We start from the raw sequence: 25016 nt of genomic DNA, 5'->3' as shown, positions 1-25016 counted from the left end.
AAACAGCAGCCCGCCGCAACGGCGGGCTGTTCAGGCTTGCAGCATCAACATATCTTCGAAAAAACCACCGACCGGTTCCGTGGGATGGCACAGCTGGATTTCCAGGACCCAGGCCATTTCACTCGGTGGGATTTCCAGGTCCGCCAGCACCTTGCTCTCAAACAACGCGTGGGGGAAATCCGCGAGGCGGTGCCCTGCGAGGTTACGCGCCAGCCTCCAGCCTTTTGCCAAGGCGCTCTGCTCGGCATAGTCATACAGTTCGCGGCCAGTGAGGCCCTGTAGCCAGGCGTCGCGGGTTTCGTCGAACACCTCATGCAGTGCGGTCCTGCACGCCAGGTGCAACGGCGCGTCACCGAACACAAAAGTGTCACCATAGTCGCCCTCGTAACCGTCCCACACCGGGCCCAGATCGACCACGACAATGTCGCAGGCGCGCAGCCTGCGCTGGCGGTCAATGCCTTCGCGGGGCGGGCGGACCGTGTCGTCGCCAAAACGGATGTAGGTCGGGTGCCAGGTGTGGGAGGCGCCCATGGCTTGCAGTTGTTCGGCGGCCATGTCGAGGGCTTCGCCGGTGGTCATGCCCACTTGTAGTCGGCTGGCAATCGCCGCCAGGGCGCGGATGGACTGATCGCGCGCCGCCAACATGCCGTCCAGTGAATAACGTGGGCCGACTTTCTCCCAGATCGGGTGCAGCGCCTTGGGCGCCATGCCGGCACTCGACCGGCCACTGGGCACAAACGCTTCCGCGACAAATCGATGGCCAGGTAAACCTGCCTCCAAGCATTCCGTACGCACCTGGCTGATCATTGCGCCATTACCGCACGCATACACCTGGGCGGCTTCCCAGTCGTGCCCATGGCTCAAGGCAACTTCTTGCACCCGCCCCTGGGACGCCAACACCGGATGCCAGTGAAAACGTGGATGGTCGATGACCGATTGTTCCAGGAACAGGCGGTCGTAAAAGTCTGCCGGTTGCCCGCCGCCCCAGTACAAGGTCACGTCGACATCACGCTTTAGGGCGGTCAGCAGGATGGGCTTGATGCCCGCGTAGCCGGTGCCCGTGGCGAACAGGACGACGGACGCCTCGTCATTATCCTGCCAGGTACAGGCGCCAAACGGTCCTTCCAGCTGCAACAGATCGCCAGCCTCAAGGTCAGCCAGCAGGATCTCGGAAAACAGCCCGCCGCTCACCTGCCGAATCTGAAAAACCAGCCGCCCATCGTCGTCGCCCGGCAGATTGGCGATCGAAAAACACCGCGAGTCGCCGTCGACCAGGCGGAACTTGAGGTACTGGCCCGCCCGCACTGCCAGCGGCCTGTCCGGCATCAGCACCAGTTCAATGATGTCGGGGCTCAGTGCGCGTTTGCTCACGACCTGCGCCTCGACCACCAGCGCGGGCGTGTCCAGCGACCAACCGGGGATTTCCAGGCGCATGTCGCCGCAGGCATGGCTCTGGCACAACAGCATTTCATTGGCGGCCAACGGATAGCACGGCGCGGGGGCTTCCGGCGCCAGACGTTTAGCCCGGTAATTCCCTGCTGCGACCACCACCTTGCAGGAGCCACAAGCACCCCGTCGGCAGGAAAACGGCACCGACAATCCGCTGGCGAGCATCGCATCCAGCAACAGTTCATCACCGGCCTCAAAGGTTTTCCCCGAGGGGAAGAGTTCGATGACATGACGTGTATTCATAACAACCTCGGGGGTGAGTGAGCCGTGATTGTTGCGCTAGACTAGGCCCATTAAAACCTCCAGTTTTGGATACTTCAGATGGTCCAGATGCGAAAATGGCGCCCGATGCTCAAGCTGGACGACAGTCCAGGCAAGGCCTCCTACCGCAAGATTACCGAAGGCCTGGTGACCGCGATCGTTGAAGGGCGATTGCTGCCAGGCACACTATTGCCGGGCACGCGGGAGATGGCGCAGTTGCTCGACGTTAACCGCAAGACGGTGATCCTGGCCTACGAAGAGGCCATGACCAAAGGCTGGCTGGTCAGCGAGCCGCGACGCGGGACCTTCGTCAATGCGCAGTTGACGGCCAAGCAACTGCCGAGCGGCGCGCAGGCGCCCTTCGCGCCGCCCATCCTGGCGCAGACAGCCGCGCCCTATTTCGCCCAGAACGCCCAGGTGACGGCGCTGAATCATCGGCATGACGCGCTGTTTTTCGATAACGGCACCAGCGACCACCGCCTGCTGCCCCAAGCCGTGCTGCACCGCTACTACCGCAATGCCCTGCGCAGCAGCTTTGCATCCAACACCCTGCGCTACGGCAGCGAGGGCACCGGCTATCATCTGCGCTGCGCGCTGGCCGAGATGCTGCGTAACAACCGTGGGTTGACGGTTGGCACCGAAAACATCTGCCTGACCCAAGGCACCCAGATGTCGCTGTACCTGACCGCCAGCCTGTTGCTCAACCCCGGCGACGTGGTGCTGGTGGAGCGCCTGAGTTACCCGCCAGCGTGGGAAATTTTCCGCAGGTTGGGTGCGCAACTGATCACGGTGGACATCGACGAAGAAGGCTGTCGCACGGACCAGATCGATCGCCTGTGCCGCGAACACAAGGTGCGGATGATCTATCTCACGCCACACCACCAGTTCCCCACCACCGTGAGTCTGCACGCGGCGCGGCGGCAGCAGTTGCTGGCATTGGCGGCGCTGCATGACTTCTGCATCATCGAAGAAGACTACGACCACGAATTTCACTTCAGCGGGCGCCCCTACCTGCCCCTGGCCAGTGATCGCACGCAGCGGCATGTGATTTATGTTGGCTCATTATCCAAGGCTCTCGGCTCGACGTTCCGCTGCAGTTATGTGGTGGCTCCCGCGCAGGTGGTCGAAGCCCTGCACAGCAACGCCGCACTGATGCTGGGCGATGCCGACGCGGTCGCGCAGAAGATGCTTGCCAACCTGATCAACGACGGCGAACTCAAGAAGCACCTGCGCCGCGTGTCGAAGGAATACCGCGCCCGCCGTGAAACCTTGCAAGGCTGCCTGCATGCGGCGTTCGGTGAGCGGATCCAGGTGCGCGAGCCCGAAGGCGGCCTGGCGCTGTGGGTGCGTTTCGACGATGCAATCGACGTCGACAAGATGGTTAACGCAGCGCTTGATCACGGGCTGGTCGTACGCAGCGGCCGGCAGTTTTCGCCGATGGACCAGGCGGAGAACGCGTTGCGGTTGGGCTTTGCCTCGCTTGATCAGAACGAGATACGCGAGGCGACCTTGAGGCTGGCCAGCGCGGCGAACGCGCGATAAAACGCGCACAAACAAAAACGCCGATCATTGCTGATCGGCGTTTTCATTGAATATGGAGCGGGAAACGAGACTCGAACTCGCGACCCCGACCTTGGCAAGGTCGTGCTCTACCAACTGAGCTATTCCCGCAAATGGCGTCCCCTAGGGGACTCGAACCCCTGTTACCGCCGTGAAAGGGCGGTGTCCTAGGCCACTAGACGAAGGGGACACACAACTGAAACACATGGTGTGTATTTCAGTGCCCAGAGGTTAGATCCGAAGATCATGCCCTGGTTTCACTCAGTGCCGCCCGAGGGCCACACTGCTTAAATTGGAGCGGGAAACGAGACTCGAACTCGCGACCCCGACCTTGGCAAGGTCGTGCTCTACCAACTGAGCTATTCCCGCAAATGGCGTCCCCTAGGGGACTCGAACCCCTGTTACCGCCGTGAAAGGGCGGTGTCCTAGGCCACTAGACGAAGGGGACACACAACTGAAACACATGGTGTGTATTTCAGTGTCCAGAGGTTAGATCCGAAGATCATGCCCTGGTTTCACTCAGTGCCGCCCGAGAGCCACACTGCTTAAACTTGGAGCGGGAAACGAGACTCGAACTCGCGACCCCGACCTTGGCAAGGTCGTGCTCTACCAACTGAGCTATTCCCGCATATTGGCGTCCCCTAGGGGACTCGAACCCCTGTTACCGCCGTGAAAGGGCGGTGTCCTAGGCCACTAGACGAAGGGGACACACGTACAACATTCACTACCTAACCGCGTTTCGCTGTGTGCTTTACGCGTTAAGTGGCGCGCATTCTATGGATGGATTGAAAGGTCGTCAACCCCCAAGGATAAATTTATTAAAATCAATGACTTCGACCTGCTTTCAGGGCCTGCGGGCGAATTGTGCGCGTCCGGGCTTTGACGCCTATATTCTGGCGCCCGACAAGGCGCTATAGTTCGCTCCGGCAAATGATGGCAATGTGCATCCATGCAGGGAGCACCTATCTATATAGAAGCAAACTACCCGGGCAACTGGTCGATCAGTCCTATCCGCCGGATGGCCCAGTCACTACACTCCACTGTAAACCCTATAAAGAGGTCACACCGGTGACACCACTCATGATCACCCTGCTGGTAATAGCCGGGATCGTAATACTGATCGCCATTGGCTACATGAACCACGTGGTGGAAAACAACAAGCTGGAAAAGAAGCGCACCGAGATCGAGCTCAATGATCGCCTGCGTCGCTGCGGTGAAATCACCGAGACTTTCCCCGGCCAGTTGATGACCGCGGCGCTCAAACTGTTGATGACCCGCCTGGAACTCAACGTCAACCAGCGCCTGTTGAACCTCAACAAAGGCAGCGCACCACTGAAAGCCCGCATCGCCGAGTTGAATACGCTGGTAGCCCAAGGCGAATCGATCCCGGTGAACAACCCGCCCGCGCCGATCCAGACCGAAGCCAAGGCCAAGGACGTGCGCTTCCTGCTCGAAGCCCTGCACGGCCAGGTCACCCGCGCCGCCCAAGACGGCTTCCTGCCGGCCAACGAGGCCAAGCACTGGATCCGGGAAATCCGCCATATCCTGGTGTTGCTGCACATCGAGTTTTTCAACAACCTCGGCCAGCACGCCCTGCAACAAGGCCAGCCGGGCCAGGCACGCCTGGCGTTCGAGCGCGGCGTGCAGTACCTGCGCAAACAGCCGGAGCCGGTGATCTACAGCACACAACTGCAACAGCTGGAGGCGCAGCTTGCTCGCGCCAACTCCACGGTGCTGACCAACAGCAAGCCCGCCGAAGACGAGGTCAACGAACTGACCGAAGGCCTCAAAGTGGTGGATGCCGACGCCGAGTGGAAGAAGAAAGTCATCTACGATTGATTGGACGGTCGCTGGCGAGCCTGTGGTGAGCGGGCTTGTGTGGTGAGCGGGCTTGCCCCGCGCTGGGCCGCGTAGCGGCCCCAATTAGATCACCGCATTTTTCCAGACAAAATGCAGTGCCTGGTTTTAGGGCCGCTACGCAGCCCAGCGCGGGGCAAGCCCGCTCACCACAGCAAGCCAACTCACGACCATCAAGACCAGGTCTGTACAAACAACCTACCGCTTCACAAGATGCCATCACTTTGCATCTATCCCCCCGCCCCCGACTAGCGTAAAAAAGTGCCCCTTACTCCGTGAAGTCAGAGGCCCGCTATGCCTGTCGCCGTCATTGATGGACAACCGCTGCACTACATTGACCAGGGCACCGGCCCGGTCGTCCTGCTGGGTTCAAGCTACCTGTGGGACGCCGGCATGTGGTCGCCGCAGATCGAAGCGCTGTCGCAACAATACCGTGTGATCGTGCCGGAGCTATGGGGCCACGGAGAATCCGGTGCGCTGCCCGCGAAGACCCATTCGCTGGACGACCTCGCGCGCCAAACCCTGGCCCTGCTCGACCAGTTGGACATCCCGCAGATCAACCTGGTGGGGCTCTCGGTCGGCGGTATGTGGGGCGCACGCCTGGCGCTGCTGGCGCCCGAGCGAATCAACAGCCTGGTGCTGATGGACACCTATCTGGGCGCCGAGCCCGAGGCCACGCGCCAGTACTACTTTTCGCTGTTCAAGATGATCGAAGACGCCGGTGCCATCCCCGAGCCGCTGCTGGATGTGGTCGCGCCGATCTTCTTCCGCCCGGGTATCGACCGTGAATCAGCGCTGTACCAGGATTTCCGCCGGCAATTGCAGGGTTACTCCAAGGAGCGCCTGTTGCAGAGCATCGTGCCCCTGGGTCGGCTGATCTTCAGTCGCGAAGACGTGCTGGAGCAACTGCCGCGCCTGGACGCCGACACCACCTTGGTGATGTGCGGCGAGCAGGACAAACCGCGCCCTCCCGCCGAGTCCGAAGAGATGGCGGGCCTGATCGGTTGCAGCCTGATCCTGATTCCTGAAGCCGGCCATATCAGCGCCAGGGAAAACCCGGACTTCGTCAACGAAGCCCTGCTGACCTTCCTCGCCAACAACGCCTGACCCGCCCTCCCCTGTGGTCGTCGCACTCACGCGGCGATCACAGGCGGAAGTGCCCCACCATGCCCTTGAGTTCCGCGCCCAACTGCGCCAGTTGAATACTCGACGCGGCGTTGCCCTGCATGCTCAGCGCCGACTGATCGGCACTGGCGCGGATACTGGTGACGCTGCGGTTGATCTCTTCGGCCACCGAGCTTTGCTCCTCGGCCGCCGCGGCAATCTGCTGGTTCATCTGCTGGATCAACGACACCGCCACCGCAATGCTGCCCAAGGCACTTTCGGTTTCCAGGGCATCGCTCACTGCCAGCTTCACCAACTCGCCGCTTTGCTGGATCTGCTGCACGGATGACTGGGCCGCACTGCGCAAGGTGCTGACCAGTCGTTCGATTTCTTCAGTGGATTGCTGGGTACGCTTGGCCAGGGCCCGCACTTCGTCAGCGACCACCGCAAAACCACGGCCCTGCTCGCCGGCACGGGCGGCTTCGATGGCGGCGTTGAGGGCCAGCAGGTTGGTCTGTTCGGCCACGCTCTTGATCACACTCAACACGCTGCCGATGTGCTGAATTTCCGCGCTCAAGCTCTCGATGCTGGCGCTGGCAGAGGTGCTGGAAGCGGCCAGCAATTCAATGCGCTGCAAACTCTGGCGCACCACCTGCTGGCCGCTGTCGACTTTGTCATCGGCGGTCTGCGCGGCTTGCGCGGCCTCTTCGGCGTTGCGCGCCACATCGTGCACAGTGGCGGTCATCTGGTTCATCGCCGTGGCGACCTGTTCGGTTTCTTCTTTCTGGCTGCTGACCTCGACGTTGGTCTGCTCGGTGACGCTGGACAATGAATGCGCCGAACTGGCCAGTTGCTCGATACCGGCTTGCAGGCCGCTGACCATCTGGCTAAGCCCATTACCCATCTGTTGCATCGCCTGCATCAACTGGCCGATTTCATCACGACGGCTGACCTCCATGCGCCCACTCAAATCACCGTCGGCAATCTGCTGGGCTACCGCAATCACACTGCGCAGCGGCGCAACGATCAAACGGGTGATCACCCACGCCGCTATCAACCCCACCAACAACGCCAAAGCCGAAGAGCCGATGATCAGCATCGCGCTTTTTTTCAACTGCGCCTGCATCGACTGGTCTTCGGCGTCGTAGGCCTGGTTGACCCGACTGACGACCTCACCCGCCCGATCATGCAGCTGCTTGTAGACCACCTTTTCCTGCGCCAACAGCCCGGTGTACTCGCCGAGCTTTTCACTGAACGCGGCGATATGCCCGGCCACTTCGTTAAGCACGGTCTGGTAGCCGGAATCCTTGACTGCGGTTTTCAGTTGCTCGACCTGGGCGAGGGCCTGGTCGGCTTGCTCGATCTTGCCCTGCTCACCATTGTCCTCATCGACTTTTCGGCTCTGGTTCAAGCGTACGTGGGCTTCATTCATGGCTTGCAGCATCAGGCGCGACACCTGGCTGACCTGCCCCGCCTGCTCGATGAACTCGGCGCCTTCCTTGCCCTGGCTTTCCTTCAAGCCATAGGCGCCGTCATCCGCCAGCCCGGCCTGCAACACGTCAAGGTTGTTGGCCACGCTGGACACCGACCAACTGGCCATCTCCAACGCCAGGTCTTTGGTTTGGGTCAATTCGACAAACTCATCGAACGCCTTGCGGTAGGCGGCCAAGGCCTGTTCGACATCGGTCATGACCGGCACATTGGCCGCGGACTGGGCCTTGAGACTGGCCGCAAGCGCCGCCAAGGCATCAACGCTTTCATGCAGGGCATCGACGGCTTTGGGGTCGGCGTGCAGCGCGTAGTCCTGCTCGATCAGGCGCACCTTGAGCAAGCCGCTGTTAAGCGACGACATGGCCTTGAGGCCTTCGAAACGCTGGCCAACGGTTTGCAGGGACCACACCCCGATCGCCGCGACCAAGGCCGTCAACAGCAATACCAGGGTGAAACCCAAGCCCAGCTTTTTTGCCATACCAAGGTTGGCGAATTGTCGTTGCACGGCCGAAATCATTGCACTTGAATCCTCTTGCAATGGCGGTTGCCATCGAGCACGGTTTACACAGGCGAGATTCGCAACCACAAGGCACTGAACACAAGTCGTTGGCGCCACAATAATGGCAAAAAGCTACACGCTCGTCGTTTTCAGAATGGTCGAGGTCGATCTAGCGGGCCCCATGGCGCGGAACAACGCCAAGGCCCGTTGATCATCGGCATAGGCCACATTGATGCGCAGCCACTCACTGGGCTCGCTGGTTGGGCTGAACAGCGCTCCCGGCGACAATAAAACCCCGAGTCGCCGGGCACATACCTGCAACCGCGATGAGTCCCGTGCCCCCGGTCGCGCCCACACGAACATACCGCCGGCAGGCGCGGTGAACACCTCCCACTCCTCGTCCTCCAGCACCTGCAGCGTAGCTGTCATTTGCGTATTCAACCGCTTGCGCAAACGCTGTACCCATTTGCGATAAGTACCATTCGCCAGCAGCGTGGCCACCACCGCTTCGGCAAAGCGTGAGGTGCCGAAACCGGTCAGGGTCTTGAGGCTGGCCAACTGCGTGATGATCGCGGCGCTGGCGCTCAGGTAACCCACGCGCAAGGCACTGCTCAAGGTCTTGGAAAAGCTGGCGACGTAGATCACCCGGTCATCATGGGGCAATGCCGAAAGCCGCGTGCAACTGGCGTGTTGCAAGTCGCCAAGCACATCCTCTTCGATGATCAGGAAATTGTCGCGTCGCGCCAGCGCCAGCAAGCGCTCGGCGACCGCGCGGCTCAGGCTGGAGCCGGTGGGGTTGTGATACAGGCTGTTGATGAACAGGCACTTGGGCCGGTGTCGCTGCAGCAGCGCTTCCAGCGCCGGAATGTCCGGGCCCGCGGGGGTTCGCGGCACGTGCAGCAGTTGCACACCGTGGAATGCCAATTGCCTATAGAGGTTGGCGTACCCTGGCGTTTCGACCACCACGCAGTCGCCGGCCTTGAGCAAGGTGCGTATCAGCAAGTCCTGGGCATGACTCGCGCCCGCCGTGGTGAGGATACGGTCCTGGTGGGCCGCAATCTGGATTCGGCTCAGCCGCTTGAGCAGTTGCTCGCGCAGCGCCGGCAACCCCAGTGGCGTGCTGTAGTTGAACAGGCCGGCGGTGTCGGTACGGGTGACTTCACGAATCGCATAACTGATGTCATCGCTTTCACGCCAGGCATCGGGCAACCAGCCGCAGCCCAACTTCAGCTCTCCCAGTGGACTATCGACAAAGCCGCCCCATTCCCGCTCGGCGCCTTCGTACCACTGGCCCTCATGCAGGGCCGGTGGCTGAGCCACGCTGAAACCCGAGCCCGGCTTGGAAACCAGCACACCCTGGGCGACCATCCGCTCGAACGCCTCGATCACGCTGGATTGGCTGAGCAGGTTATCGAGGGCCACCTGTCGAATGGACGGTAAGCGTGTGCCAGGGCTCGCCCCACTTGTGCGAATCCATTGCGCCACTGCGCTGATGATTTGCTGCACCACCGGTACAAGGGCTTGTCGATCGATCCCTAAATCCATGCGCCACTCACTTCAACTGTCTGTTATTCAACCCAGAACAGTTAAGCACAGAAGCGCATTTCGGCCGCTCGCCAAGTTTTATTAAAGTATTGATTTTATTAGATTATTTACCTCCTGATACACATTCCGACAGGGCACGGTGCCAGCTATGGAAACGCCCCACAGCCCCCCAAACCTTTTCGAATGAAGGGCGGCGTGAGGTCCTAGATCGCGGTCGCACCACCGTCCACCGCCAACGCTTGGCCCGTGGTAAAGGCCGCGCCGTCGCTGCACAGATAAAGCACCGCACTGGCGATTTCCTCAACCTTGCCGATGCGCCCGACCGGGTGCATGGCGGCGGCAAACTCAGCCTTGCGGGGGTCGGTTTCATAGGCGCGCCGGAACATATCCGTATCGATCACCGCTGGACAGACTGCGTTGACGCGGATTTTCTTCTTCGCGTACTCGATGGCCGCCGATTTGGTCAGGCCGATCACCGCATGTTTGGAGGCCGCATAAATGCTCATCTTCGGCGCCGCCCCCAGGCCCGCGACCGAGGCGGTGTTGACGATCGCCCCGCCGCCCTGGGCCAGCAACAGCGGCAACTGGTGCTTCATGCACAACCACACGCCCTTGACGTTGACGCCCATGATCGCGTCGAACTCATCCAGGCTGCCATCGGCCAGCTTGCCCTTTTCGATCTCGATACCGGCGTTATTGAAGGCGTAGTCCAGGCGACCGTAGGCGGCGATGGTCTGGGCCATCAATTGCTGCACATCCGCCTCCAGCGTGACGTTGCAGCGCACGAACAGCGCCTCACCGCCGGTCTGGTGGATCAGGGCGACAGTGCCCTCGCCGCCCGCCACGTCCAGGTCGGCAACCACGACCTTCAAGCCTTCGGCAGCGAACGCCAGCGCGGTGGCGCGGCCAATACCGGCAGCGGCGCCAGTCACCAGGGCGACCTGGCCGGAAAACGTCATGCTCATAGAAGATGTCCTGTGGGAGAAATTAGCGGTGGGTCGAGTCTAGCCAACGCCGCGCGGGACGCGTCAGCACTATCAAACCGCCGGTTGGCGCCGCATGGATTGCAGTGATAAAAGGCACCGGACGACTATCAGCAACACCTATCGACCGCCATTCGCACCCTCGGTGAACCTTGCCCCCGGCGCGTTCAAGGTCTATCACTTCAGGTTCATTTCCAGAAGAGTCGCTGCCATGACCGCCCAGACCAACCGCCAATTCCTGCTCGCCAAGCGCCCGGTCGGCGCAGCCACCCGGGACACCTTCACTTACCAGGAAGTCCCGGTGGGCACGCCCCAGGATGGCCAGGTGCTGGTGCGCAACGAATACCTGTCCCTCGACCCGGCCATGCGCGGCTGGATGAATGAAGGCAAGTCCTACATCCCACCGGTCGGCATCGGCGAAGTCATGCGCGCGCTGGGTGTGGGCAAAGTAATTGCGTCGAACAACCCGAAATTCGCCGTTGGCGACTACGTCAATGGCGCGCTGGGCGTGCAGGATTATTTCCTGGGCGAGCCGCGTGGTTTCTACAAGGTCGATCCGAAACTCGCGCCGTTGCCGCGCTACCTGTCCGCCCTGGGCATGACGGGCATGACCGCCTACTTTGCGCTGCTGGACACGGGTGCGCCCAAGGCCGGCGAAACCGTGGTGATCTCCGGCGCGGCCGGTGCCGTGGGCAGCATCGCCGGGCAGATCGCCAAGCTCAAGGGTTGCCGCGTAGTGGGCATTGCCGGCGGCGCCGACAAGTGCAAGTTCCTGGTGGATGAACTGGGCTTCGATGCCGCCATCGACTACAAAAGCGAAGACGTGCCCGCTGCCCTCAAGCGCGAGTGCCCCAAAGGCGTCGACGTGTATTTCGATAACGTCGGCGGCGATATTCTCGACGCCGTCCTCAGCCGCCTGGCACTGAAAGCCCGCGTAGTCATCTGCGGTGCCATCAGCCAATACAACAACAAGGAAGCCGTGAAAGGCCCGGCCAATTACTTGTCACTGCTGGTCAATCGCGCGCGCATGGAGGGTTTTGTAGTCATGGATCACGCCGCAGGCTTTGCCGCTGCTGGCCAGGAAATGGCCGGCTGGATGGCCCAGGGCAAGCTCAAGAGCAAGGAAGATATTGTGGAGGGGCTGGAGACGTTCCCGGAGACGCTGATGAAGCTGTTCAATGGCGAGAACTTTGGGAAGCTGGTGCTGAAGGTCAACTGACACACTGTGGATCAAATTGTGGGAGCGGGCTTGCTCGCGAAAGCGGTGGATCAGCCAACTGATGTAATGACTGAAACTCCGCATTCGCGAGCAAGCCCGCTCCCACATTTGTTACCAGGTTCGACCTGAAATCAGGCGATCTCGGCAACCACTGCCGCCAACGCCTTGGCCGGATCCGCCGCCTGGCTGATCGGCCGCCCGATCACCAGGTAATCAGAACCCGCGTCCAGCGCCTGACGCGGCGTCAGAATACGCCGCTGGTCATCCTGTGCGCTGCCCGCCGGACGAATCCCCGGCGTCACCAACTGCAACGAAGGGTGCGCAGTCTTCAGCGCCTGGGCCTCCAGCGCCGAACACACCAGGCCATCGAGACCGGCTTTCTGCGCCAGGGCAGCCAGGCGCAGCACCTGCTCCTGGGGCTCGATATCCAGACCGATACCGGCCAGGTCTTCACGTTCCATGCTGGTGAGCACGGTCACGCCGATCAACAAAGGCTTGGGACCGCTGCGCTGTTCCAGCACCTCACGGCAAGCACTCATCATGCGCAGGCCGCCGGAGCAGTGCACATTGACCATCCACACGCCCATTTCGGCGGCGGCCTTGACCGCCATGGCGGTGGTGTTGGGGATATCGTGGAATTTAAGGTCGAGGAACACCTCGAAGCCTTTATCACGCAGGGTGCCGACGATTTCCGCCGCACAACTGGTGAACAATTCCTTGCCGACCTTGACCCGGCAAAGCTTCGGGTCCAACTGGTCAGCCAGCTTCAGTGCGGCGTCACGAGTGGGGTAATCCAGGGCGACGATGATAGGAGTCTGGCAGACGGACATTGGAATGGGCTCTCAGGCAAGTCGAAATCGGCGCGGATTGTAGCGCAAGCGGCGCCGTTGCGGGATCCGATGATCGGTAAATACTGACCAAGCGCCATCGGGCGGGCATTTTCTCCAATTATTTCAAAGCTGATACATTCACGACATGCCCCCAACACGCCCCACGGCTAGCCTCGCTCGCACGACCCACCGACCAGCACTTCCAGCCATGGGGCTGGACGCCTATGCTGACCGCAACGACCAGGCAGATGATCGCATTATGCAGACCCCTTCCGTCTCTTTGAACGACGAGCAAAAAGGCGCGGTGATCGCCGATGACAAGCGCTGGAACACCCGCGCGCTGATCGTTGACGACGATGTGCCGATCCGCGAACTGCTGATCGACTACCTCGCCCGCTTCGGCATCCTGGCCACTGGCGTCACCGACGGCACCGCCATGCGCCAGGCCATGCAGGCTGAAACCTTCGATATGGTGGTGCTCGACCTGATGTTGCCCGGTGAAGACGGCCTGTCGCTGTGCCGCTGGCTGCGCGCGGAGTCGGACATTCCGATCCTGATGCTCACCGCCCGCTGCGAGCCGACGGACCGCATCATCGGCCTGGAGCTGGGCGCTGACGACTATATGTCCAAGCCGTTCGAGCCGCGTGAGCTGGTAGCGCGGATCCAGACCATCTTGCGCCGTGTACGCGATGACCGCACCGAACAGCGCGCCAACATCCGCTTCGACACCTGGCGCCTCAACAGCGTGTTGCGCCAACTGGTGGCCGACGATGGCCTGGTGGTGCCGCTGTCCAACGCGGAATTCCGCCTGCTGTGGGTGTTCATCGAGCGTCCGCGCCGGGTGTTGAGCCGCGAGCAGTTGCTGGATGCCGCCCGTGGCCGCTCCATTGAAGCCTTTGATCGCAGCATCGACTTGCTGGTGTCACGCCTGCGGCAAAAACTCGGGGACGATCCTAAAGCCCCGCAACTGATCAAGACCGTGCGCGGGGAAGGCTACCTGTTCGATGCGCGGGATATCGGTTGATGCGCAACGCCCTCAACACGCTGTTCGGTCGACTGTTTGGCGTGTTGCTGGTGGCGATTGTGCTGGCCCATGTGCTGGCAATCTCATGGTTTCGCTATTACGGCCCGCCCCCGCCGCCGCCCCAGGAAACCTTTGTCGAACAGCCCGACGGCACGATGAAGCTCCTGCCCAAGCACAAACGTCCGTGGTTTGGCGGCCCGGTGGTGCCGCTGACGTTCCAGTTCATCTCGTTGATCATCGCCGCCTGGTACGGCGCCAAGTTGCTGAGCCGGCCGATTCAGCGCCTGAGCGAAGCCGCCGAGCGCTTGAGCCTGGACCTCGACAGCCCGCCCCTCGACGAGTCGGGACCGCGTGAGGCCCAGCAGGCCGCGTCGACCTTCAACCTGATGCAACGGCGCATCCGCGAACAGGTCAGCCAACGCGCGCGCATGCTCGGCGCGGTCTCCCATGACCTGCGCACCCCGCTCTCGCGCCTCAAGCTGCGCCTGGAACAGATCGAAGACACCAAGCTGCAAGGCCAGATGCGCCAGGACCTGGACGATATGATCGGCATGCTCGACGCCACCCTGAGCTACCTGCACGAACAACGCACCAGCGAAACCCGGCACTGGCTCGACGTGCAGGCGTTGGTCGAGTCCATGAGCGAAAACGCCCAGGACCAAGGCTGCGACGTACAATTCGCCGGCACCTGCGCGCCGCTGCAGGTGCAGCCGATGGCCTTGCGTTCGTGCCTCAACAACCTGATCGACAATGCCCTGCGCTATGCCGGTACGGCGCGCATCGAGCTGACGGACAGCCGCGAGGCCTTGGTGATTCGCGTGATCGACCATGGCCCCGGCATCGCCGTCGACAAGCGCGAGGCGGTGTTCGAGCCGTTCTATCGGTTGGAAGGCTCACGCAATCGTAACTCCGGCGGCGTCGGCCTGGGCATGACGATTTCCAAGGAAGCCGCCGAACGCCTCGGCGGTCGGCTGCACCTGGAGGACACCCCCGGCGGTGGCTTGACCGCCGTGATGTGGTTGCCCAGGGCTTAAAGCGGTTTGTCTTCCCGACGCCCTTGGGCCTGGGTCGCGCTCCAATCCATCAACAGGCTGTAGGCCACCGCCAGCAGGGTCGGGCCGATAAACAGGCCGATGAACCCAAATGCAATCAAGCCGCCGAACACGCCAAGCAACACGATCACCAGCGGCAGGTTGCCGCCACGGCTGATCAGGTAGGGCTTGAGCACGTTGTCCACGCCGCTGATGATGAAGGTGCCCCACACGCCGAGGAACACCGCGTAGGTGTAATCACCCTTCCACGCCAGCCAGGCCGTGGCCGGGATCCACACCAGCGGCGGGCCCATGGGGATCAGGCTGAGCAGGAAGGTGACGATACCCAGCACCAATGCACCCGGTACGCCGGCGATCCAGAAGCCGATCAACGCCAACAGCGCTTGGGCAGCGGCGGTGCCGATCACGCCGTTGACCACCCGCTGCACGGTGCCGGCCACCAGTTCGATGTAGTAGCCGGCGCGATCGCCGATCAAGCGTTCCAGCAGGCGGTGGACGAACATCGCCAGGCGCGGCCCGTCCCGATAGAAAAAGAATACGAATACCAGGCTCAGGGTCAGTTCCAGAATCCCGCCACCGATTTGCGCACTGCGCGCCAACAACCAATTACCCACCTGCCCCAGATAGGGCTTGATGCTGACCATCAAGGCGGCGCCCTGCTGATCAATGCTGTCCCACATGCCCACCAGCCGCTCGCCGACAAAGGGGATCGAGCCGAGCCAGGCAGGCGCCTCCGGCAAGCCGTCGACCTGGATATCCTTGATCAATGAGGTTGCATCGCGCACATGGTCCGCGAGGTTGAAGCCCAGCCATACCAGCGGCAGCGCCACCAGCAACATCCAACCCAACGTCAGGATGCCGGCGGCCAAGGATTCGCGACCACCCAGCCAACGAGTGAGCAGGACCATCAGCGGCCAACTGGCAAACGCCAGCACCGCGCCCCAGAACAGCGCCGACCAGAACGGCGCCATCACCCAGAAGCTGGCACCGAACAGCACCAGCAGCAGGATTTGCACCAGTAGGCGATCGTTATTGAGCATGTAGGATCTCGAAAGGAAGACTGTAGGAAGACAGCTTAGGCGAACGGCACGGGTCCGTTCGCCCTGTTACGCCTAGCGTATCAGATGCAGGTGCAGGCCTTTGGCGTCACCTGTGCCGGTTTCCATGCGTGCAGCGCGCACGCCTTTGTCGACCAACGCCTGGCGCCAGGCTTCGGCGGTCGGGCCGGTCAAGCTGACGCGCAACGTGGCATCCAGGTTCAGGCCACGGGAAATCAGGGTCAGCCAGGTGTCGTCAGGCTCGCCGCCCAATGCCGGGAAATCCAGCTCACCGGTGCTTTTCAACTCACGCAGCAGGGTCGCCGAGGTGGGAAGCAGGTCGGCCAGCGGCGCGTTGGCGTCCAACTGTTCTACGTGCAGGTAGGCGCGGCGGTTGCCACGGGTGATGCCGTACAGCGCCACCAGGGAGTTTTCCTGGGGAGCCGCGAGGCGCAGCAGCAGGTATTCCTGCTGCCCGTCGGCACCGACCAGCTTGGCGTTGCCGAACACTTCATTGGCCCACAGGCTGCTTTCACCGCAATCGCGCGCCTGACACCAGAACAACAACTGCGCGCCCGTCTCCTGCAAGGCTTCACGCGTCGCCTTGAACGCGGCGCTGGAGCTGTGCTCGGCGGGCAGTTCATAGGTGATGGCGGTGGTTTGGCCACGGGCGGTGGCCTGGCCTTCATAACGCAACTGGCCGCTGATCTTGCGGATCGCGCCCATGGGGTAGATGCGTTCTTTTTCTTCGGCGGGACGGTAGTCGACGATTTGCGAGTCGACCTGGCGGGCCACGGTGGGCAGGTCCTGGCTGCCCGGTACGTCGGCGGCGAATACCAGTGGGCTCAAAAGGCTCAAGCCCAGGATACGGATACATCCGTTACGCACGCTCATAAGATCAACGAGCCCTGGCCATCGGAGGTCGCAGCGGTGTTGAGTTTGTTCATGGTTGACTCCCTTTCAATCCGCCCAGCCTCGGCAGTTGACCGCCCCAAGTCAAGGCGCGGAGAAGAACCGATTGAAACAGTCTGCAACAAGGACCGCGCCGGACTCATCATTCAGGTGTAAATGATGGCCGCCTGGCAGCGTGGTGACCGTAAAGGGCAGCTGGGAAAGCAATTCGGAATGTTTCGCCAACATGCCGTCGGCAGCGACCACCAACTGGGTAGGACAACCCACGCGTCGCACGAAAGCCATCGCCTGTTCTTCAGTCAGACGAACCGGCGAAGCCAGGGTCAGTCGGCTGTCGGTACGCCAGGTGTAACCGCCTGGCACCGGCATCAAACCGCGCTGGGCCAGGAGTTCGGCAGCTTCGCGGCTGACCGCCACCACGCCTTTCATGCGCGCTTCGACGGCTCGATCCAAGGTGTTGTAGACCGGCTTGCGCTTGTCCTGCAGGTTCAATTGCGCTTGCAACGCCATGCCCAGGCGCTCGGCGGCGTTCTCGCCGCTGGCGGTCGGCGGGGTGACGCCGTCGATCAATCCCAGGTGCGTCACTCGCTCCGGCAACGCGCCGGCCAACACCAGGGACACGATGGCGCCAAGGGAATGGCCAAGTAATGCAAAACGTTTCCAACCCAGTTGCTCAGCGACTTGCAGCACGTCAAAGACGTAATCCCACAAAGCATAACCGGCACCCGTAGGACGATGCGCCGAATGCCCGTGCCCAGCCATATCCAGCGCAACGATGCGCAACCCCTGGAGTTTTGGCGCCAGCCGCGCAAAGCTGTTGGCGTTGTCCAGCCAGCCATGCAGGGCAATCACCGGCAAGCCGTCCTCGGGCCCGAACAGATGAGCCGCCAGTTCGATATGCGGCAGGCTCAGGCGCACTTCTTCGACCGGCGTACTCATGCGCAGCTGCGCTCGCGGGCTTCCCAGCGGGAGAACAGGTTCTTGATCAAGGTCGCGGTGTCGTGGGGGCGCTCAAGGGGGAACATATGGCCGCCGGGCATGGTGAGCATTTCGCCCATGGGCAGGCGCCCGACGCCACTGGCGTGGTGACGCATTACCACCCGGCTCTGCCGGCCGCGCACCACCGCCAACGGCACCTTCAACTGGCGCACTTGGCCGGGGCTGGTGTGGGGCACGCCACGGTAGATGCTGATTTCAGTGGCCGGGTCGAAGCGCAGGCGCAGGCGATCGCCCACTTGCAGCAGGCCGTGTTGCAGGTAGGCGTCGAAACATTCGGGGTCAAAGCCACGGAACAGGGTCTTGCCGGCGAAATAGCTGCGCGCGGCGTCCAGGTCGCTGAACTCCTCCCGACGGCCCAAGGTGCGGCCGGCCGGGGTCAGGCGGTCGATAAACCCGAAACGCTTGGCCGCGCGAATCACCCAACGGTCGGCGCGTGTCAGCACCGGTGAATCCAGCATGACGACGCCGCGATACAACTGCGGGCAACGCATGGCCGCGTGCAGGTGCAACACACCACCGAGGGAATGGCCCACGCCCCACACCGGTTCCGGTTGCTGCTCCAGGTGGTGGATCAGTTCGTCCACCAGGTTCTGCCAGTTGTCGTCCACCGGAAACCTCGGGTCGTGACCGTGCTGCGGCAGGTGAGCCACCGCATATTCCGGGGCCAGGGCGGCGAACAACTTGCCGTAGGTGGCCGAGGGAAAGCCATTGGCGTGGGCAAAAAACACGTGCTGCGACATACCGGATCCATCTACAAAAACAGAGATTGATTGTCACCATGCCCGGCCGGCACAGCAATGACTGTAACTGCCAGGAATGATGACACTCACGCCACGCCTATCGCGCCGGTGGGTTCTCGCCTAGCGGCACCACCGCCATGGTCAGGCGCGACACGCAACTGGCCTTGCCCTCATCGTTGGTCAGGCGGATGTCCCAGACCTGGGTCGTGCGGCCAATATGAACGGCCTTGGCCACCGCCGTCACCCGCCCGCTGCGCACACCGCGCAGGTGATTGGCGTTGACCTCCAGGCCCACGCAATAAAACTTGCTCGGGTCGATGCACAAGTAGGCCGCCATGGAGCCAACGCTCTCGGCCAACACTACCGAGGCGCCGCCATGCAGCAAGCCGTAGGGCTGATGGGTGCGATGATCGACCACCATGCTCGCGGTCAGGGAATCGTCGTCGAAGCTTTCAAAACGGATGTCCAGCAGTTCACCGATGGTGTTTTTCTGGATCGCGTTGAGTTGGTCGATATTCGGTTGGGTGCGCCATAGGCTCATTTAAATTGTCCTTATTGGTTTTATTACGGCCCTAATCCTGCCACAGAACCGTTTCGGAACGCTCGCTCCAGGTTTGGAAATATTCGCCGTAAACCGATTCGATCACGTTGCGCTTGATCTTCAAGGTCGGCGTCAGAAAGCCGTTTTCCACCGCCCAACTGTCTTTGACCACCACCAATTGGCGCAGGCGTTCATGCTTATCCAGCCCCTGGTTGACCTGTTCCAACCAGCGCTCCAGGCTGGCACGCAGGGCTGGCGAGTCGTCCCCACCCGCCGATAACACGCACAAGCCTATCGGCGCAATCAGTCCCTCGCCCACCACGCACACCTGCTCGATACGCGCATGCTCGGCCAGGCGGTTTTCAATCGGCGCCGGCGCCACGTATTTGCCTTTGCTGGCCTTGAAGATTTCCTTGAGTCGCCCGGTCAGGCGCAAACGCCCCTCGGCGTCCTGCTCGCCTTTGTCGCCCGTGCGCAGGAAGCCATCGGCGGTGATGGTTTCGGCAGTTTTCTGCGGGTCCTTGAAGTAGCCGAGCATGGTCGCGCCGCTGCGCACCTGCACTTCCCCCGCTGGGTCGATGCGCACTTCCACACCAGGGCACGGCAAGCCGATCCAGCCGAGGGTCTGCTGGCCGGGGCGGCAGACATGGGAGTAGCCGCAACTTTCGGTCATGCCATACACCTCAAGCACATCCAGGCCCAGGCGTTGATACCAGCGCAGCAACGCCTCAGGCACAGGCGCCGCTCCCGAAAGCGCGATACGCAACGCGTCCAGCCCCAGGCCGGCGAGCACCTTGTGGCCCACGCGTTTGCCGATGAAGGGCAGGCGCAGCAAGGTATCCAGGCGTTTCGCGGGGATTTTGGCGTAGACGCCCAGCTGGAATTTGGTCCAGATGCGCGGTACGCCAAACAGTGCGGTCGGACGCGCCCTACGCAGGTCTGTCAGAAAGGTTTCCAGGCTCTCGGCGAAAAATACCGTTTGCCCGGTGTAGATCGAGGCCATTTCCACAAACATCCGTTCCGCCACATGGCACAGCGGCAGGTAAGACAACAATCGGTCGCCCTCGCCCAAGCCAAATAACTCCGTACCACGGGTGGCGGCGAACCCCAGCGCGCCGAAGCTGTGCATCACGCCCTTGGGCAGGCCGGTCGTGCCGGAGGTATAAATGATGGTCGCCAGGTCCGAGGCGACCGGCGCCGGGTCATCCTGGATCGGTGCACAGGCTTGCAGGTCGGCCCAACTGAAATCGAATTCGCCCGCTGGGCACAATGGCAGGCTGATGGTCGGCACACTCGCAGGCACACCGGGCGCCATGGCGGGCCAGTCGTCGAGCTTGCCGATAAACACCAGCGCCGCCTCGGAATGGGTCAGCACATGGGCAACGGAGTCGGCGGTGAGGTTGGGATACAGCGGCACCGAGACATGCCCGGCCATCCAGATCGCCAGGTCAGCGATGATCCAGTGCGCGCAGTTTTTTGAGATCAGCGCAATGTGCGAGCCCTGGGGCAGCTCCCGGGCGCGCAACCAGTGCGCGGCGCAGCGGGCCTGGTGGCCGACGTCGCCCCAGGTGAGGCTTTGCACCTGGCCACCCCCTATCGGCTGCACCAGAAAGGTTTGGCGCGGATGTCGCGCTTCACGTTCGAAGAAGACCTGCAACGGCAAACGAAAAGCGACGGGCATGGGACGCGCTCCTTTGTGGTCCGACGATAGCCAACCAAGCACTTGCTTGGTTGACTATATAGCACACACAAAGCCGCGATAAAGCCTACGGATTCTTCACGCCGACCAGGCTCATCAGCCCCGCCAGCGGGAAATCCCCTTCCAGTTCCGCCAGGCTGGCAGTGTGCATCGGCTGTGGCTGGCGCTGGTGACCGTGCTGCAGAAAGCTGATCAGGCTGCCCACCAACGGCTGGTGGCTGACCAGCAACACATTGTCATCGGTGTCGAGCTGTTCCAGCACCTGCAACGGGTTGCCCACGGGGGTCAGCCACGGCACGGTGCGGATCTCCGGCTCGAAGCCCAGCGCTTCACGCACCAGGTGTGCGGTCTGCTGCGCCCGCACATAGGGGCTGGCGATGATCGCGCTGAGGGGCTGGCCGATCAGGTGCGCAGCACTGCGCAACACTTCGCCACGGCCATGCTCGGTGAGGTTGCGTTCGGCATCGGTGCGCGCGTGCCCTTCGGCCTCGCCGTGGCGCAGGATCCACAGCTTCACAGTTTCGGCTCTTCATCACGCACCGGGTGCGGCGCTGGCGGCACGCTGTGGGCGGCTTCGCCCTCGGGTACGCGCGGAGTCGGCCAGTCGGCGAACGGCCACGGCTTCTGTTCGGTGTGGAAGCTGCCGAAACGGCCGATTTGCGCCAGGAACTGGCTGAGGCTGTCGCCAAAGTTCATCAGGCCCAGGTTCGGGGCGCCGTAGACCAGACGGTAGATCAACTGCACCACCACCAGCGCGCCGAGCAGGAACTGCGCCACTTGCCACACCAGGGCAAACACCAGCATCCACAGGATGCGCAGGGCAATGGATTCGTACTTGGGGGCTGCTTTCGGATCGTTCATGACGCGTTCCTCAGTTGAAACCACTGGTGGAAATAAAGTCGACATCGGTCTTGGGCTCGGCGCGCATCAGCAACTCGATGACCTGGTTCAAGGTGCGCCCTTCAAACAGGATCGCGTGCAACCCGGCGACCAGCGGCATATACACGCCGACTTCCTGGGCCTTGGCCTTGAGCACCTTGAGGGTGTTGACTCCTTCGGCCACTTCGCCCAGGCGGGTGACGGCGTCTTCCAGGCTCAGGCCCTGGCCAAGGGCGAACCCGACCTGGTAGTTGCGGCTTTTCGGCGAGGAGCAGGTGACGATCAAGTCGCCCACGCCCGCCAGCCCCAGGAAGGTCATCGGGTTGGCGCCCTGGTTCACCGCAAAGCGGGTCATCTCAGCCAGGGCGCGGGTGATCAGCATGCTCTTGGTGTTTTCGCCCATGCCCAGCGCGACGGCCATGCCAGCGATGATCGCGTAGACGTTTTTCAGCGCACCGCCCAGCTCGACGCCAAAACGGTCGCTGCTGGCATAGACGCGGAACGTGCGGCCATGTAACACGGCCTGGACACGTTCGCAGAGTTCCTCATCTTCACTGGCGACCACCGTGGCGGTCAGCGCGTGTTCGGCCACTTCCCGTGCCAGGTTCGGCCCGGACAGCACGCCAATGCGCGCCTGGGGAGCGATTTCTTCGAGGATTTCGCTCATCAGCTTGAAGGTCTGCGCCTCGATGCCCTTGGTCAGGCTGACCAGCAGCTTGCCGGCCAGACGCTCAGCGTGGGGCGCCAGCACCGAACGCAAGGCGCTGGAGGGCAACGCGACGAAGCACAGGTCGCACGCCGTGAGGGTTTCCAGCAGGTCGGTGACCGGCTCGACCGCAGGATGAATCTTGATGCCTTTGAGGTAACGCGGATTTTCCCGGTGCACCCGAATGGCCTCGGCCTGTTCGGGATCGCGCATCCACTGGCGCACAGCGTGGCCGTTCTCGGCCAGCAGGTTTGCCACGGCGGTACCAAAACTTCCGCCTCCCAGGACCGCAATAGGGCGCTGTTCAGTCATATGCAATCCGTTAATCCATACCAGTGGCGATGGCGGCATTATACGGGCCGACCCGCTGGCGGCCAGCCCCCGCATCAATTCGTGCGTTTGTCGGAAAATGCCACATTTTCATGAAGCAATTGCAAGTCCGACGACTGGCAAAAGGCCCCACCTCAGTTAACATGGGCGGCTATCCGCAATTATCAAGGCCGTGCCGTGTATTTGGGCCCTCCTCCTCGCTCATCCCTCTGGTTGATGTTGTTGTGCAGCGCACCGACGCTGGCCGACGACCTGTTCCTCGACAGCCAGCCGCTGCCCCAGGTATTGACGGCCACGCGCCTCAAACAGTCGGCCGCCGCTGTACCGGGCAGCATGACCGTGATCGACAGCGAGTTGATCAAGGCCAGCGGCGCGCGGGACATCAGTGAGTTGCTGCGCCTGGTGCCGGGGATGATGGTCGGTTACACCACCGGCAACCAGGCGGCGGTGAACTACCACGGCACCAGCGCCAGCGACGCGCGGCGCATGCAGGTGTTGATCGACGGCCGTTCGGTGTACCGCGCGGGCCTGGCCACCGTGGACTGGAGCGACATTCCGGTGGCCATGGAAGATATCGAGCGCATCGAAGTGTTCCGGGGCCCCAACACCGTCAGCTACGGCGCCAATGCCTTGATGGCGGTGGTGAACATTCTTACGCGCTCGCCGGCCAACAGCCACGGCACGCGGGTAAAAGTGGTGCGTGGCGAACGCGGCATCAATGACTTCTATGCCAGCCAGGGCGCGGACTGGGAAACCGGCGACTTGCGCCTGTCCCTATCCGGGCAGCAAGACGATGGCTTCGACAGCGATGCCTCCGGCGCCGACCGCCGCGACAGTCGCCGCCTCAGTCGCTTCAGCCTGGCGATCAGCCAGACGCTGAACACGCAGCAAAGCATCGACGTACAACTGGACGCAAAGGAAGGCACCAACCAGCGGCCGTATACCTACAGCCCTGTCTTTGCCGGGATTACCGAAGGCGGTAACAATTCCGACGTCACCGCCAAGGACTACGCCGGCTCCCTGCGCTGGAACTTCGACTTCAACCCTGAGCACAGCCTGTATATCCAGGGCTCGGCCCAGCAATGGGACCGCCAGCAAGTCTGGAAAGCCTGTGACGCCAAGGTCTCGTTCAGCCCCGAGCTGACCCAACTGTGGCAGATGAACCCCAACTACGCCGAACTGCTGGCCCGGCACATGGACACCTACAGCCAAGGCAGCGCACCACCGGGCAGCGCCGCCGAACAGGCGTTGGCCAACCAGGTGCTGCAACAATGGCGTGACGGTGCCAGCCAAAGCGTCTGCGGCGATATCGACCAGAGCACCCGCGAGAGCCGCTACGACCTGGAGATTCAAGACACCCTCAGCCTGTCCGACAGCCTGCGCCTGGTCAGCGGCATGAACTATCGCTATGACCGCGCCGACTCCGACACCTACTTCAACGGCACCTTGGACGACACCACCTGGCGCCTGTTCGGCCAGTTGGAATGGCGCGCGAGCGAGCATTGGCTGCTGCAAGGCGGCGCCATGTATGAAGACACCCACCTGAGCGGCAACTCGCTGACGCCACGGGTGGCGGTCAACTACCTGATCAACCCGCGCCACGGCCTGCGTGCGGTGTATTCCGAGGCAATCCGCTCGCCGGACATGTTCGAGAACAACGTCAACTGGAGTTATCGCGTCACCAACCTCAGCTCCCCGGCCTACGGACAGACCACCGGGCAATACTTCGTAAAAACCCGGGGCCCGGGCAACCTCGATAAAGAGATGATGAAGTCACGGGAACTGGGGTACAACGGCTTCTTTGCCGACATCGGGCTGAACATGGACGTGAAACTGTTCTACGACGAGATCACCGACATGATCAGCTCGCCGCTGCGCAATAACCAGTACATTGCCAGCAACGCCAACAGCTCACGGTTCACCGGCGCCGAGTCGCAGTTCGACTGGCGCGTGAGCAACGCCGATCGTCTGCGGCTCACCTATGCTTACGTCGACGCCAGCAGCAGCAACCCGCTGGACAAAGCACAGACCGCGCGCAACAGTGGCTCCGCCGGCTGGTTGCGCGAGTGGGGCCAGGGTTGGTCCAGCGCGCTGTTCTACTATGGCGATGACGCACTCAACCAATATCGCTTCGAACGGGTCGACCTGCGGGTGGCCAAGCGCATTGCCCTGGGCAAAGCCAACGTGGAGCTGGCCGGCATGTTGCAAGAACGCCTCGACAACCAGCCCACCACTTGGGCTGACAACAATTATGACCATCGCCACGTGCTCTACTTCAGTGCCGAGCTAGAGTTCTGAC

The 25016-nt window shown here is 62.2% G+C and carries 21 protein-coding genes, 6 tRNA genes and 1 pseudogene; 7 read left to right on the top strand and 21 right to left on the bottom strand.

The genetic code is table 11. The features are described 5' to 3' along the window. Positions 1-30 precede the first annotated feature (30 nt). A complete protein-coding gene (locus HX823_RS15905) occupies positions 31-1692 on the bottom strand; it encodes a M24 family metallopeptidase (protein ID WP_038845200.1) in 1662 nt (553 codons plus the stop codon). 78 nt (positions 1693-1770) lie between these two features. Here HX823_RS15905 and HX823_RS15900 point away from each other — a divergent pair, with 78 nt between their 5' ends. Further along, positions 1771-3252 (top strand): PLP-dependent aminotransferase family protein, encoded by a 1482-nt coding sequence (locus HX823_RS15900; RefSeq protein WP_177075469.1) that lies wholly within the window; start codon positions 1771-1773, stop codon positions 3250-3252. Positions 3253-3305: 53 nt separating this feature from the next. On the opposite strand, the gene HX823_RS15895 is transcribed toward HX823_RS15900, so the two are convergent. From HX823_RS15895 to HX823_RS15870, 6 genes are all read right to left on the bottom strand, one after another. Further along, a tRNA-Gly gene (locus tag HX823_RS15895) sits at positions 3306-3381 on the bottom strand. 3 nt (positions 3382-3384) lie between these two features. Continuing rightward, positions 3385-3460: transfer RNA gene (locus HX823_RS15890), tRNA-Glu, on the bottom strand. A 103-nt stretch (positions 3461-3563) separates the two neighbouring features. After that, positions 3564-3639: transfer RNA gene (locus HX823_RS15885), tRNA-Gly, on the bottom strand. A 3-nt stretch (positions 3640-3642) separates the two neighbouring features. Next, a tRNA-Glu gene (locus HX823_RS15880) sits at positions 3643-3718 on the bottom strand. Positions 3719-3822: 104 nt separating this feature from the next. Continuing rightward, positions 3823-3898 (bottom strand) — tRNA-Gly (locus HX823_RS15875). 4 nt (positions 3899-3902) lie between these two features. Then, positions 3903-3978 (bottom strand) — tRNA-Glu (locus HX823_RS15870). A gap of 372 nt (positions 3979-4350) precedes the next feature. Here HX823_RS15870 and HX823_RS15865 point away from each other — a divergent pair. Together HX823_RS15865 and HX823_RS15860 are read left to right on the top strand one after the other, a co-directional pair. Then, complete coding sequence (locus HX823_RS15865) at positions 4351-5109, top strand: hypothetical protein (RefSeq protein WP_218169824.1); 759 nt, start codon at positions 4351-4353, stop codon at positions 5107-5109. Positions 5110-5421: 312 nt separating this feature from the next. After that, positions 5422-6234, top strand: a complete 813-nt coding sequence (locus HX823_RS15860) for an alpha/beta fold hydrolase (RefSeq protein WP_038847207.1) — start codon at positions 5422-5424, stop codon at positions 6232-6234. 37 nt (positions 6235-6271) lie between these two features. Here HX823_RS15860 and HX823_RS32340 read toward each other — a convergent pair whose 3' ends face one another. The 4 genes and pseudogenes from HX823_RS32340 to HX823_RS15845 all read right to left on the bottom strand — a co-directional run bounded on the left by HX823_RS32340 (position 6272) and on the right by HX823_RS15845 (position 10731). Then, on the bottom strand, positions 6272-7114 hold the full coding sequence (locus HX823_RS32340) for a methyl-accepting chemotaxis protein (RefSeq protein WP_370590780.1): 843 nt from the start codon (positions 7112-7114) through the stop codon (positions 6272-6274). A gap of 15 nt (positions 7115-7129) precedes the next feature. Continuing rightward, positions 7130-7330: pseudogene (locus HX823_RS32335) on the bottom strand (HAMP domain-containing protein); the annotation flags it as partial. 1023 nt (positions 7331-8353) lie between these two features. Next, complete coding sequence (locus HX823_RS15850) at positions 8354-9766, bottom strand: PLP-dependent aminotransferase family protein (RefSeq protein ID WP_177075465.1); 1413 nt, start codon at positions 9764-9766, stop codon at positions 8354-8356. Positions 9767-9969: 203 nt separating this feature from the next. Next, a complete protein-coding gene (locus HX823_RS15845) occupies positions 9970-10731 on the bottom strand; it encodes an SDR family oxidoreductase (protein WP_177075463.1) in 762 nt (253 codons plus the stop codon). 229 nt (positions 10732-10960) lie between these two features. On the opposite strand from HX823_RS15845, the gene HX823_RS15840 reads away from it, so the two are divergent. Next, a complete protein-coding gene (locus tag HX823_RS15840; protein ID WP_177075461.1) occupies positions 10961-11968 on the top strand; it encodes an NADP-dependent oxidoreductase in 1008 nt (335 codons plus the stop codon). Between the two features lie 131 nt (positions 11969-12099). Here HX823_RS15840 and pyrF read toward each other — a convergent pair whose 3' ends face one another. Continuing rightward, positions 12100-12798 carry an orotidine-5'-phosphate decarboxylase gene (pyrF, locus tag HX823_RS15835; protein WP_010211681.1) on the bottom strand — a complete coding sequence of 233 codons (699 nt, stop codon included), beginning with the start codon at positions 12796-12798 and terminating at the stop codon, positions 12100-12102. 259 nt (positions 12799-13057) lie between these two features. Between pyrF and HX823_RS15830 the strand changes: the two genes are divergently transcribed. Together HX823_RS15830 and HX823_RS15825 are read left to right on the top strand one after the other, a co-directional pair. Next, a complete protein-coding gene (locus tag HX823_RS15830) occupies positions 13058-13822 on the top strand; it encodes a response regulator (protein ID WP_177075459.1) in 765 nt (254 codons plus the stop codon). Then, positions 13822-14856, top strand: a complete 1035-nt coding sequence (locus tag HX823_RS15825) for a HAMP domain-containing sensor histidine kinase (RefSeq protein ID WP_038843946.1) — start codon at positions 13822-13824, stop codon at positions 14854-14856. Before HX823_RS15830 ends, HX823_RS15825 begins: the two co-directional genes overlap by 1 nt. Here HX823_RS15825 and HX823_RS15820 read toward each other — a convergent pair. The 9 genes from HX823_RS15820 to HX823_RS15780 form a co-directional block, all read right to left on the bottom strand. Next, the gene (locus tag HX823_RS15820; RefSeq protein WP_177075457.1) at positions 14853-15914 is read right to left on the bottom strand and encodes an AI-2E family transporter; all 1062 of its coding nucleotides are present in this window, start codon (positions 15912-15914) and stop codon (positions 14853-14855) included. The two genes, HX823_RS15825 and HX823_RS15820, sit on opposite strands and share 4 nt — an antisense overlap. Positions 15915-15986: 72 nt before the next feature. After that, positions 15987-16805 (bottom strand): DUF4892 domain-containing protein, encoded by an 819-nt coding sequence (locus HX823_RS15815; protein WP_177075455.1) that lies wholly within the window; start codon positions 16803-16805, stop codon positions 15987-15989. A 102-nt stretch (positions 16806-16907) separates the two neighbouring features. Continuing rightward, entirely contained in the window at positions 16908-17762 is an 855-nt protein-coding gene (locus HX823_RS15810; RefSeq protein ID WP_038843953.1) for an alpha/beta hydrolase, read from the bottom strand. After that, positions 17759-18562 carry an alpha/beta fold hydrolase gene (locus tag HX823_RS15805; RefSeq protein WP_177075452.1) on the bottom strand — a complete coding sequence of 268 codons (804 nt, stop codon included), beginning with the start codon at positions 18560-18562 and terminating at the stop codon, positions 17759-17761. Before HX823_RS15805 ends, HX823_RS15810 begins: the two co-directional genes overlap by 4 nt. Positions 18563-18659: 97 nt before the next feature. Beyond that, a complete protein-coding gene (locus HX823_RS15800; protein WP_177075450.1) occupies positions 18660-19103 on the bottom strand; it encodes a hotdog fold thioesterase in 444 nt (147 codons plus the stop codon). Positions 19104-19134: 31 nt separating this feature from the next. Continuing rightward, a complete protein-coding gene (locus HX823_RS15795) occupies positions 19135-20784 on the bottom strand; it encodes an AMP-binding protein (RefSeq protein ID WP_177075448.1) in 1650 nt (549 codons plus the stop codon). Between the two features lie 85 nt (positions 20785-20869). Next, positions 20870-21319: a phosphohistidine phosphatase SixA gene (gene sixA / locus HX823_RS15790; protein WP_177075446.1), complete on the bottom strand. Its 450-nt coding sequence runs from the start codon at positions 21317-21319 to the stop codon at positions 20870-20872. After that, positions 21316-21663 (bottom strand): DUF4389 domain-containing protein, encoded by a 348-nt coding sequence (locus HX823_RS15785; RefSeq protein WP_038843963.1) that lies wholly within the window; start codon positions 21661-21663, stop codon positions 21316-21318. The genes sixA and HX823_RS15785 overlap by 4 nt, the downstream gene beginning before the upstream one ends. Before the next feature lie 10 nt (positions 21664-21673). Continuing rightward, the gene (locus HX823_RS15780) at positions 21674-22699 is read right to left on the bottom strand and encodes an NAD(P)H-dependent glycerol-3-phosphate dehydrogenase (protein ID WP_012723107.1); all 1026 of its coding nucleotides are present in this window, start codon (positions 22697-22699) and stop codon (positions 21674-21676) included. Between the two features lie 195 nt (positions 22700-22894). On the opposite strand from HX823_RS15780, the gene HX823_RS15775 reads away from it, so the two are divergent. Further along, positions 22895-25015: a TonB-dependent receptor plug domain-containing protein gene (locus HX823_RS15775; RefSeq protein WP_371317967.1), complete on the top strand. Its 2121-nt coding sequence runs from the start codon at positions 22895-22897 to the stop codon at positions 25013-25015. Position 25016: the final 1 nt, after the last annotated feature.

The organism is Pseudomonas sp. P7759, assembly GCF_013386445.1.
GTDB lineage: Bacteria > Pseudomonadota > Gammaproteobacteria > Pseudomonadales > Pseudomonadaceae > Aquipseudomonas > Aquipseudomonas azotoformans_A.
The sequence above is the reverse complement of the archived record's forward strand: the minus strand, read 5'-3'. Positions and strand labels throughout refer to the sequence as shown.